General features: G+C 69.1%; 7 protein-coding genes. 1 reads left to right on the top strand and 6 read right to left on the bottom strand.

Annotated elements, in window-relative coordinates:
- Positions 1–1602: family 20 glycosylhydrolase (locus tag G3O06_RS44135; protein ID WP_205819837.1), on the top strand; the 1602-nt coding region annotated here is incomplete at its 5' end.
- A 150-nt stretch (positions 1603–1752) separates the two neighbouring features.
- On the opposite strand, the gene nagE is transcribed toward G3O06_RS44135, so the two are convergent.
- The 6 genes from nagE to G3O06_RS44105 all read right to left on the bottom strand — a co-directional run.
- Positions 1753–3504 carry an N-acetylglucosamine-specific PTS transporter subunit IIBC gene (gene nagE / locus G3O06_RS44130; RefSeq protein WP_205819836.1) on the bottom strand — a complete coding sequence of 584 codons (1752 nt, stop codon included), beginning with the start codon at positions 3502–3504 and terminating at the stop codon, positions 1753–1755.
- Positions 3505–3591: 87 nt separating this feature from the next.
- A complete protein-coding gene (gene ptsP / locus G3O06_RS44125; protein WP_205819835.1) occupies positions 3592–6174 on the bottom strand; it encodes a phosphoenolpyruvate--protein phosphotransferase in 2583 nt (860 codons plus the stop codon).
- A gap of 15 nt (positions 6175–6189) precedes the next feature.
- Positions 6190–7197 (bottom strand): SIS domain-containing protein, encoded by a 1008-nt coding sequence (locus G3O06_RS44120; RefSeq protein ID WP_174916247.1) that lies wholly within the window; start codon positions 7195–7197, stop codon positions 6190–6192.
- Complete coding sequence (nagA, locus tag G3O06_RS44115) at positions 7190–8293, bottom strand: N-acetylglucosamine-6-phosphate deacetylase (protein ID WP_174971575.1); 1104 nt, start codon at positions 8291–8293, stop codon at positions 7190–7192. Before nagA ends, G3O06_RS44120 begins: the two co-directional genes overlap by 8 nt.
- A gap of 98 nt (positions 8294–8391) precedes the next feature.
- Complete coding sequence (locus tag G3O06_RS44110) at positions 8392–9126, bottom strand: GntR family transcriptional regulator (RefSeq protein ID WP_043187255.1); 735 nt, start codon at positions 9124–9126, stop codon at positions 8392–8394.
- 317 nt (positions 9127–9443) lie between these two features.
- On the bottom strand, positions 9444–9991 hold a 548-nt coding region (locus G3O06_RS44105), incomplete at its 5' end, for an OB-fold nucleic acid binding domain-containing protein (protein ID WP_346779594.1).

Raw genomic sequence — 9991 nt, 5'->3', positions numbered from 1 at the left:
CGCGGCGTGCTGATCGAAGGCTTCGATCGCGCCGGCCTCTACTACGGCGTGCAGACGCTCTACTCGCTCGTGCCCGCCGGCGGCGGACCGATCCCGGCGATGCTCATCGAGGATGCGCCGCGCTTCACGCATCGCGGGATGCACGTCGATCTCGCGCGCAACTTCAAGCACCCGGCGACGCTGCGCCGCCTGATCGACCAGATGAGCGCGTACAAGCTCAACCGCCTGCACCTGCATCTGTCCGACGACGAGGGCTGGCGCATCGAGATTCCCGGCCTGCCCGAGCTGACAGCGATCGGCTCGCGCCGCTGCCACGACCCGAGCGAGATGCGCTGCCTGCTGCCGCAACTCGGCTCCGGCCCGGACAACCGCTCGGGCGGCGGCTACCTGAGCCGCGACGACTACGTGTCACTGGTGCGCTACGCGGCCGCGCATTTCGTCGAGATCATCCCGGAGATCGACATGCCCGCGCATGCGCGCGCGGCCGTCGTGACGATGGAGGCACGTTACAACCGGCTGCATGCGGCCGGCCGCGAGCAGGAAGCGAACGCATACCGGCTGCTCGATCCGCAGGACACGTCGAACCTGACGACGGTGCAGTTCTACGACCGGCGCAGCGACCTGAACCCGTGCGTGCCGGGCGCGCTCAATTTCGCGTCGAAGGTGATCCGCGAGATCGCGGCGATGCATGCGGACGCGCAGGCGCCGCTGCACACCTGGCACTACGGCGGCGACGAGGCGAAGAACATCTTCCTCGGCGGGGGCTTCCAGCCGCTGAACGGCACCGATCCGAACAAGGGGCGCATCGATCTCGCCGCGCAGGACAAGCCGTGGGCGCGTTCGCCCGCGTGCACGGCGCTGCTCCAGCGCGGCGAGATCAAGTCGATCGACGAGCTGCCGACGCGTTTCGCGCAACAGGTGAGCGCGGCGGTCAACGCGAACGGGATCGACACGATGGCCGCGTGGCAGGACGGCATCAAGCATGCGAACGGGCCGCAGGATTTCAGCACGCGCCACGTGATGGTGTCGCTGTGGGACACGATCTTCTGGGGCGCATCGGACAGCGCGCGCGACCTGAGCGGCAAGGGCTACCAGACGGTGCTCGCGCTGCCCGACTACCTGTACTTCGACTTCCCGTACACGCTCAACCCGCGCGAGCGCGGCTACTACTGGGGCTCGCACGCGACGGACGAGTACAAGGTGTTCTCGCTCGCGCCCGAGAACCTGCCGCAGAACGCCGAAGTGATGGGCGACCGTGACGGCAACACGTTCGAGGTCACGGGCACGGGCCCCGCGCCGCGCCTCGAAGGCATGCAGGGGCAGGCGTGGGGCGAGGTGATGCGCAACGACACCTTCCTCGAATACATGGCCTATCCGCGGCTGCTTGCGCTGGCCGAGCGCGCCTGGCACCGCGCCGACTGGGAGCTGCCGTATGCGGCCGGCGTGCGCTTCAAGCGCGGCGATACGCATCACGTCGACACGGCCGCGCTGCAACGCGACTGGGCCGGCTTCGCGACGCTGCTCACGCAACGCGAACTGCCGAAGCTCGACCGGGCCGGCGTCGGCTACCGGAAGCCGACCTTCACGCTGACGAATCCCTGAACGTCTGAGTAACCAGGCGACGCGCGATGCGGACACTTGCATCGCGCTATCGCCCGCACCAAAGAAAAACGGCTTGCGACGCATCGCAAGCCGTTTTCGTTTTGCCGGCCGGCCCGAACCCGCATCGCGGATCAGGCCGGCTTCATCGCGTCAGGCCGGTTGTACGGCCGCCCCGCTGCCCGACGGCGGCAGGCGCGCGCCGAGCTGTTCGGCATAGCGTGCCGCCGCGTTGCCGCAGACGATGTGGAACGTGTCGAGCGACACCCACGCGACGTCGAGCGCACCGAGACGATCGCGATCGACCGCCGACGGATCGCGCACGACCACACGCAAGCGCGTGGTCGCGATCGCGTCGAGCGACACGACGTTGGTCGCGCCGCCGAACACCGCGAGCCAGCGCGTCGGCTCCGGATCGAGCGGGCCGGCGGCCGCGCCCGTGACGGGCTGTGCCGCGGCAGCCGTCGCAGTCGATGCTGCGCCTGCCGCGCCGCTGCCGATTGCCGCACGCATCTCGTCGGCAATGATGTCTGCTTCAGGTCCGATGATCACCTGCACGCTGTTGCCGCCGCGCTTGAGCACGCCGCGCGCGCCGATCGACTTCAGTTCCGGCTCCGAGATCTTCTCCGGATCGACGACGGTCAGGCGCAGGCGCGTCGTGCACGCGTCGACGACCGACAGGTTGCCTGCCCCGCCGAGCGCGGCGATGTAGCGCTGCGCGCGCGGTGCGGCGGCAGCCGGCGCGACGAAGCCGCCCGACGCGTACGACTCCTCGGCCGCATCGGCCGATGCCGGCTCACGGCCCGGCGTCGCCATGTTGAACTTGCGGATGAAGAAGCGGAACAGCCCGTAGTACGCGGCGCCGTACGCGATGCCGAGCGGAATCGCGATCCAGCCCTTCGTCGACAGCCCGTAGTTCAGCACGTAGTCGATCGCGCCGGCCGAGAACGTGAAGCCGAGCTTCACGCCGAGGATCTGGCAGATTGCGAGCGACAGCCCCGTCAGCACCGCGTGAATCACGTACAGCACCGGTGCGAGGAACATGAAGCTGAATTCGATCGGCTCGGTCACGCCGGTCAGGAACGACGTGAGCGCCATCGAGAACAGCAGGCCGCCGACCATCGCGCGGCGCTCCTTCGGCGCTTCGTGCAGCATCGCGAGACATGCGGCCGGCAGGCCGAACATCATGATCGGGAAGAAGCCGGCCATGAAGGTGCCCGCGGTCGGGTCGCCCGCGAAGAAGCGGTGCAGGTCGCCGTGCACGATCTCGCCGCCGGCGGGCGGCGTGAAGTTGCCGAACACGAACCACGCGAGCGAGTTGATGATGTGGTGCAGGCCCGTGACGAGCAGCAGGCGGTTCAGGAAGCCGAACACGAACGCACCGATCGCGCCCGCCGTCGTCAGCCATTGGCCGGCCGCGTCGATCAGATGCTGGACCGGCTGCCAGACGTACCCGAACGCGATGCCGAGTATCACGCAGACCAGGCCCGTGATGATCGGCACGAATCGCTTGCCGCCGAAGAACGCAAGGTAGTCCGGCAGCTTGATGTCTTTATAGCGGTTGTACAGCAGGCCCGCGACCACACCCGCGATGATCCCGGACAGCACGCCCATGTTCAGCTTGGGATCGATGTCCTTCATGATCGCGGTTTCGATCAGGTAGCCGATCGCGCCCGCGAGCGCAGCCACGCCGTTGTTGTCCTTCGCGAACCCGACCGCCACGCCGATCGCGAACAGCAGCGGCAGGTTGTCGAAGATCGCACCGCCGGCGTCGGCGATCATCTTGATGTTGAACACGTCCGGCTGGCCGAGTCGCAGCAGGATGCCGGCAACCGGCAATACCGCGATCGGCAGCATCAGCGCCCGGCCCAGGCCCTGTATTTTCAGAAACGGATTCCCGTTCATTCAGTCCTCCAATCCTTGTCTCGTCGTTAATCGTCGTTGACCTAATTGCTTTCGTCTTGAAACCGGTCGCGAACCTGCCGTCGACGCTCAGTCGAGCGGCCAGACCTCGCGGCTTGCTGCCCTTACCGCCTGTGCCGAATCGAGCGCGAGCAGATCCTGCGCGCGCTGACGGCACAACTGGTAATCGAGACGGCGCACACGCGCCTTGATGCCCGGCACCGATACGGGGTCGACCGACAGTTCGGTCACGCCGAGGCCCACCAGGACCGGCACCGCGAGCGGATCGCCGCCGAGCGCGCCGCACACGCCAACCCACTTGCCGTGCTTCGCGGCGCCACGCACCGCGATGTCGATCAGGCGCAGCACGGCCGGATGCAGGCCGTCGGATTGCGCGGCCAGGTCGGCCTGGCAGCGATCCATCGCGAGCGTGTACTGCGTCAGGTCGTTGGTGCCGATCGACAGGAAATCCGCGTGCTGCGCGAGCTGGTCGGCCAGCAGCGCGGCCGACGGCACCTCGATCATCACGCCGACCTCGATCGGCTCGGTGCGACCCTGTGCACGCGCGAATTCGTCGATGCGCTTGCGCAGCCGCACGAGTTCGCCCGCGTCGGTGACCATCGGCAGCAGGATGCGCACCGCGCCGAACGGCTTCACCGCGAGCAGGCCCTGCAACTGGTCGTCGAGCAGATCGGGGCGCACCTGCGCGAGGCGGATGCCGCGCAGGCCGAGCGCCGGGTTCGGTTCGGGCGGCAGCGTCAGGTAGTCGACTTCCTTGTCGGCGCCGACGTCGAGCGTGCGGATGATCGCCGTGCGGCCCTGCAGTGCGTCGACGATCGACTGGTAGCTCTGCTGGTGTTCGACGACGGACGGTGCGACCTGGCGATGGATGAACATCAGTTCGGTGCGCAGCAGGCCGACCGAGTCGGCGCCGTTGTCGACCGCGGTGTTCGCGTCGTCGAGCGTCGCGATGTTCGCGGCGACTTCGATCGCGCGGCCATCGACCGTCGCGGCGGCTTCACCGGCCAGTTGCCGGTTCGCCTCGCGCACGCCGTCCAGGCGCTGGCGCTCGTGCCGCGCACGTTCGACATCGAGTGCGGTCGGTGCATGTTCGAGCCGGCCCGCGCTCGCATCGACGACGACCTGCGTGCCGTCCGGAATCGCGTACAGCGCATCGCCGACCGCGACCAGCGCCGGAATGCCGAGCTGCCGCGCGATGATCGCCGCGTGCGACGTCGCGCCGCCGCGCGCCATCACGAGCGCGGTCACGCGCTGGCGATCGAGCGACGACAGGTCGGACGGTGTGAATTCCTCGGCCGCGAGCACGGCCTCGTCGGGCAGCGCACGCGCGGCACCGTTCGTGTGGCCGAGCGCGCGCAGCACGCGCTTCTCGATGTCGCGCAGGTCGGCCGCGCGTTCGGCGAGCAGCGCATCGTCGAGCTTCGACAGCGTGTCGATCTGCGTGCGGATCGTCGCGCGCCATGCGAAGCCCGCGCTCTTGCCGAGGCTGATCAGGTCGCGCGCCGCGTCGATCAGCGTCGGGTCCTCGAGCAGCACGCGATGCACCGCGAAAATGCCCGCTTCGCCGACCGCGCCGCGCGCCGATGCGTTGCGCACCGTTTCGTCGAGTTCTGCGTCGACGGCCTTCAGCGCCTGGTCGAGCTGGCGGCTTTCCGTGGCCGGCGTGCCGGAGGCCTGCTCGGGCGGCACGATTTCCGCATCGTCGAGACGCACCAGCGTGCCGACCGCGATGCCGGGCGCGGCGCACACGCCCGCGAGCGTGTTCGGATCGATGGGGGCGCCGACTTTGTTTGCAACCATCTGCGGTGCGGGCGACCTCAGCCGCGCCGGTTTTTCCTCCACTTCGCCGTGCGCTTCGCGCAGCAGCTCGTGCTCGACCGCATCGACAGCCTGCTGCGCATGCGCGCCACGGCCGACCAGTTCGACCGTCGCGCCTTCGCCGGCGCCGAGGCCGAGCAGGCCGACGACGCTCGCGATCGATGCCTTGCGGCCGTCGAACAGCACGTCGACGGTCGCGTCGAACCCGCGCACGGCTTCGCGTGCCCGCGCGGCCGGCCGCGCATGCAGGCCGCCCGGTTGCGCCAGCACGATTTCACGGCGCACTTCGTTCTGCGCCGCGGCGCCGGTTTGCGCCGCCTGCACGGCCGCTTCGCCCTTGCCGCGCAGCGCGAGCAACGGCGTCTCGCCGGCCGTCGCGAAGCCGCTGGCGCGGTCGACGACCTCGAACGCATCCGAGTTTGCGATCGCGATCACCGACACGAGCGAATGCGCGCTGCGCGCCACCGCATCCTGGTCGAACTCGATCAGCAGCGTGCCCGCCTCGACACGCGCGCCGGCCTCGACGTGCGCGATGAAGCCCTGCCCGTTCAGCTCGACGGTGTCGATGCCGATGTGCAGCAGCACTTCCGCGCCTTGCGGCGTCGTGATCGTCACCGCGTGGCCCGTGCGCGCGAGATGCGACACGACGCCCGCGCACGGCGCGACGAGCTGGCCCGCGAGCGGGTCGATGCCGATGCCGTCGCCGAACATCCCGCCGGAGAACACCGGATCGGGCACGTCGGCCAGCGCGACGATCGGCCCCGTCAACGGGGCTAGCAGGACGATCTGATCGTGGGTGGGGCTCTTCAACTGGGACTCCTCGGCGCGTCTCATCGGCTGTCTCGGCTATCAGTGCGTTTCGGTGACTTTGTTCAGGTGGCGCGGCGTGTCGGGATTGCGGCCGCGCGCAACGGCGAGATCCGCCGCCATCACGTAGAACGAAAGAATGGCGGCGATCGGGTCGAGCGCCGAATGGGCGGATTGCGCGAGCGGCAGCGTCGCGCCGGGCGTGCCGGCGGGCGCCGCGAGCAGCACGGCGGCGCCGCGGGCGCGCATATCGGCGGCGAGCTGCAGCAGGCCGGCCTGCTCGGGCCCCCGCGGGGCGAACACGAGCAGCGGATAGTCGCGGTCGATCAGCTCCATCGGGCCGTGACGGACTTCGGCGCTCGAGAACGCCTCGGCCTGGATGCCGGACGTTTCCTTCAGCTTCAGCGCGGCTTCCTGCGCGATCGCGAGGCCCAGGCCGCGGCCGATCACGATCATCCGCTCGACACCGGCCAGCGCGGCAACGGCCTGCGACCAGTCGAGCCGGCCGGCCTGCGCGAGCACGTCGGGCAGGCCGCGCAGCGCGGTCATCAGCGCGGCGTCGCGCTGCCAGTACGCGACGATCTGCGCGGACAGCGACAGCATCGCGATATAGCTCTTGGTCGCGGCGACAGACAGTTCGGGGCCGGCGAGCAGCGGCAACTGGTGCTCGCATGCGTCGGCGAGCGGCGACGGCAGCACGTTCACGGCGGCGACGGTGCGCGCGCCGGCTTCGCGCAGCGCGGCCATCGTATTGACGAGATCGGGGCTCTTGCCCGACTGGGAGAAGGCAATTGCGAGCTGGTCCTGTACCTTCAGCGGCGCCTGCTGCAGCGTCGCGACCGACATCGGCAGCGACGCGACCGGCACGCCGAGGCGGCTCATCGTCAGGCTCGCGAAATAGCTCGCGGCGTGATCCGAGCTGCCGCGCGCGACCGTCAGCGCGACGGCCGGCGGGTGATCGAGCAATTGGCCGGCGAGCGCTTCGACGCGCGTGGTGTCGGCGATCTGCGCGGCGACGACCTGGGCGGACTCGCGCGCTTCCTTAAGCATATTCGACAATCGATTCTCCTTCGACGTAGGTCGCGGTGAGGTTCAGGTCGCGATCGAACACCGCGAGGTCGGCCCATGCGCCGCGCTGGAGGCGGCCGCGATCGGTGACGCCGAGGTAGTCGGCCGCGTAGCGCGACATCCGGTTCGACACGTCGGCGATCGGCAGGCCGAGCGACACGAGGTTGCGCAGCGCCTGGTCCATCGTCAGCGTGCTGCCGGCGAGCGTGCCGTCGGCGAGGCGCACGCCGCCGAGGCACTTCGTCACGTGCTGGCTGCCGAGCCGGTATTCGCCGTCGGGCATGCCCGTTGCGGACGTGCTGTCGGTCACGACGTACAGGCGCGGGATCGCGCGCAGCGCAGCACGAATCGCGCCCGGGTGCACGTGCAGCAGGTCGGGGATGATTTCCGCGTATTCGGCATGAGCAAGCGCCGCGCCCACCAGGCCCGGGTTGCGGTGATGCAGCGGCGACATCGCGTTGAACAGGTGCGTGAAGCCGCATGCGCCGTGCTTGAGCGCGGCCACCGCGTCGTCGTAGGTCGCGAGCGAATGGCCGAGCTGCACGCGCACGCCGCGCGCGGCCATCTCGCCGATGATCTCGATATGGCCGGCGATTTCCGGTGCGAGCGTGACGACGCGGATCGGCGCGATCGACAGGTACTTCAGCACTTCGTCGAGCACGGCCGACACGGCCGCGTCGGGCTGCGCGCCGAGCTTGCCCGGGTTGATGTACGGGCCTTCGAGGTGCACGCCGAGCACGCGCGCGCCGCCCGGCGTGCGGGTGCGCGCGACGCTGCCGAGGTTGCCGACGACTTTCATCAGCTCGTCGCGCGGCGCGGTCATCGTCGTCGCGAGCAGGCTCGTCGTGCCGAATTGCGCATGCGTGCGGGCGATCGTCTCGATCGCGTCGCCGCCTTCCATCACGTCGGCGCCGCCGCCGCCGTGCACGTGCAGGTCGATGAAGCCGGGCAGGATGTAAGGCGCGTCGTTCTTCGCGGGATCGACGGGCTTGCCGTCGAGCGTCGTGATGCGGCCGTTCTCGCTATCGAGCGAACCGTGAATCCAGCCGTCGGGGGTAAGGATGTTTCCAGTCAGCATGACGTTCTCTTGATGATCTGGTGACGCGGGCATCCGCGTCGTGATTTGCAAATTCGTGTCGTTACTTCACGCTTGCCGCGCGCGGGGAGTCTCGCGCGTCAGCGTTTCAGTTCGGCGACGAAGTCATAGTAGTCGTCGCGGCAATACGTTTCACTCACTTCGATCGCGCGCTGGTCGGCACCATAGCCGATCCGCGTGATCACCAGCAGCGCCGAGCCCGGCTTCACCGCCATCCATTTCGCGATCGCGTGCGTCGCGTTCGCCGCGCGAAAGTGCTGCAGCGCGCGCACGACCGTCATGCCGCGCGCTTCGAGGTATTCGTACAGCGATGCGCCGAGCACCTGCGGATCGGGCACCACCGCGGCCGGCAGCGTCGAGTGCTCGACGGCCATCACGATGCCGTCCGCGCGGCGCAGCCGTTCGAGCCGCGCCACCGTCGCGCCGGGCGCGAGGCCGAGACGCGTGATCTCGTCGCGGTTTGCCGCGCGCAGCGTGCGCGACAGCCACACCGAATCGGGCACGAAGCCGCGCTGCTGCATCTTCGCGGTGAAGCCGACGAGACGCGACAGCGGATCGGCGACGCGCGGCGTGATGAAGCTGCCTGCCCCGCGCGCCCGCTTGATCAGCCCCTGCTCGACCAGCAGCGCGAGTGCGCGACGGGCCGTGATCCGCGACACGCCGACCGACACCGACAGCAGCCGCTCCGACGGCAGCGCCTCGCCGGCCCGCCACGCGCCGGCGTGGATCGCGCTCGCCAGATTGCGGGCGAGTTGCAGATAGAGCGGCGTGTCGCTGAGGGGATCGGGCGCCAGTTCGGACCAGCCGGTTTCCATGTGCCTCCGGGTGTCGGACGACGACCGCAGGCCGTCGAAAGTGAGGGCATTATATAACCACCATAATACCAGTCAACGAACTGGTATTAGCGGTGCGGAAATCGCCGAAAGCCTTGCCCGGCAAGCGTTTTAGTTCCGACAAACCCTTTGTTTACAACGAAGTGAAGGATAGGGATTTACCCGGATTGGTATGCAAGGGGACAGTTCCAGTGCTCGGTTCGGCCAGGTTTTGGGAGCGAATATGAGACCTGAATAGAACCAGTTGAGCCGACTGGTATGCACGGATGACGGCAGGCGCGCCGCCCCCCCACGGGGCGTCAATGGAATTCGCGGCTCGACGTGCGCAGGCCGCCCAGCAGCGGCGTCAGATCCTCGAAGTGCTGCACGACGAGGTGCCTCACGTCGCTCGCGACCTGCCATACGCCAGACGCGGCAAGCAGCCGCGAATCGAGGGTTTCGCGGCGCTGCCGCGCGAGCAGCTCGGGCCGGACGATCAGGTTCACGCAGCCCGTTTCATCCTCGAGCGTCATGAACATCACGCCTTTCGCGGTGCCCGGCATCTGCCGCGCGGTCACGAGCCCGCACGCGCGTGCGAGCCGGCCGTCGGGCCGGTCGTGCAGTTCGGCCGCGGACGACAGCCGCCGCGCGCGCAGTTCGGGCCGCAGCAGCGCGACGGGGTGGCGGTTCAGCGTGAGGCCGGTGGTGTGATAGTCGGCGAGGATATCGTCGGCTTCCGACGGCGCGCCGAGTGCGGGCTTCTCGGGTTCGTCGATCGGCGCGGTCGCGAGCAGGTCGCGTTCGGGGGCCGCGGCAACCGCTTGCCACAGCGCATCACGGCGGTGGCCGGCGAGTGTCGCGAGCGCGA

It is taken from the genome of Burkholderia sp. Ac-20345 (assembly GCF_017104825.1).
Classification (GTDB): Bacteria; Pseudomonadota; Gammaproteobacteria; order Burkholderiales; family Burkholderiaceae; genus Burkholderia; species Burkholderia lata_B.
Note: the sequence above shows the minus strand (reverse complement) of the source record. Positions and strands in the feature narration are given on the sequence as shown.